The organism is Photobacterium sp. ABD4_091 (assembly GCF_056160145.1).
Genome location: NZ_JBSWWQ010000015.1, coordinates 1 through 1,463, shown reverse-complemented (window position 1 = coordinate 1,463; position 1,463 = coordinate 1). Strand labels below are relative to the sequence as shown.

The following is a 1,463-nucleotide window of genomic DNA, read 5'->3' as shown; positions in this document are numbered from 1 at the left end:
TCATGGCGGGGGCTTTTTTTGAACTCTTTTTCTTTATTGCGATCCGATCTTACACAATATGAGTAAAGGTCATCATCATGATAGGGAATTCTACTTTAGAATGGGCTCAACAAACCTTTTCGCATGCCAAGCTTGGCGACTCTAGACGTACACAACGACTAGTCCAATTAGCCAGTGATATGGCATCTAATGTTGGAGTGTCTATTGTGCAAGCCTGCCCTAATCCCGCCTCTATTGAAGGGGCATATCGCCTCATCCGTAACCCTGATGTTGAAGCCAATGCGATAGCTGAAGCCGGTTTTGTGGCAACAACTAACGAGGCTGAAGCGCATGACTTATTACTTGCCCTTGAAGACTCCACCGCTCTAACCTACACGCATAAAAGCCTCTCCGATGAACTTGGTCACGTGAACTCGGGAAATCGAACCCGGGGGATGCTAGCTCACTCTGTTCTGTTGTTTGCACCACGCGAGCAAAAGGTTGTGGGGCTAATCGAACAACAGCGGTGGACGAGGGATATTGCGACTCGAGGCCGGGGACATAAGTTCGCCAAGCGACCGTATGAAGAGAAGGAGACCTTCAAGTGGCAACAGGCATCAACCGCAATGTCTGAACGTTTAGGTCAACTCCAAGCCCGAGTCATTTCAGTGTGTGATAGGGAGTCAGACATCTACGAATACTTACATTACAAGCTGACCAACCAGCAGCGTTTTGTTGTGCGCTCGACCTATAGTCGCTGCATTGAGGAAAGTGGTTATAAGCTCCATGATTATGCAAAGGAGTTATCCCCATCGGGACAACGAACTGTCCATATTGCTCAACGGGGTGGTCGCAAAGCGCGTAAAGCAACATTAGATGTATGCTTTGCTCCTATTACGATTAAGGTTCCAGCCAATAAGTGTGGCAAGTCACTTTCTCTGTATTATGTTGGTTGTAAAGAGCGAGGTGACAACAACGAAAAATTGGAGTGGCACTTACTGACTTCAGAGCCAGTGACAACGTTAGCGAAAGCCCAGGAGATAATCAGTTACTACGAACAGCGCTGGTTGGTTGAAGAGTTCCACAAGGCGTGGAAAAGTGATGGAACCGATGTCGAAGCACTGCAACTTCAATCAAAGGACAACCTGGAGAGAGTTGCCGTCATTCAAGCGTTTATCGCTATCCGCTTGTTACAACTTAGAGCAGAAAGCCGCGGACAAGAAACCAGTAGCTGTGAGTCTGTTCTACCCGGAATATGCTGGAAATTATTATGGGTCAAACAAGAAAATAAGCCCTTACCAACAACAGCTCCAGATCTGAAATGGGCTCGAGTTACATTAGCAAGGCTAGGCGGATGGTATGACAGTAAGCGAACAGGGCGGCCCGGTTGGGCCGCCCTATGGCGAGGCTGGTATAAATTAGCAGCAATTCAAGAAGGATACCTTATAGCCCAATCCTTTACCTCTGATGAGATGTGATCAAGA

1 protein-coding gene is annotated in these 1,463 nt (G+C 47.5%); it reads left to right on the top strand.

From position 1 onward, the window contains the following. The first annotated feature begins 77 nt into the window (after window positions 1-77). Window positions 78-1,457, top strand: coding sequence for an IS4 family transposase (locus tag ACXAGQ_RS29045; protein ID WP_475251517.1), 1,380 nt, complete (start codon window positions 78-80; stop codon window positions 1,455-1,457). Window positions 1,458-1,463 lie beyond the last annotated feature (6 nt).

Bases quoted from the DNA above. Each gene is read 5' to 3' on its own strand.
- ACXAGQ_RS29045 (WP_475251517.1), top strand. From the start codon at position 78: ATGATAGGGAATTCTACTTTAGAATGGGCTCAACAAACCTTTTCGCAT.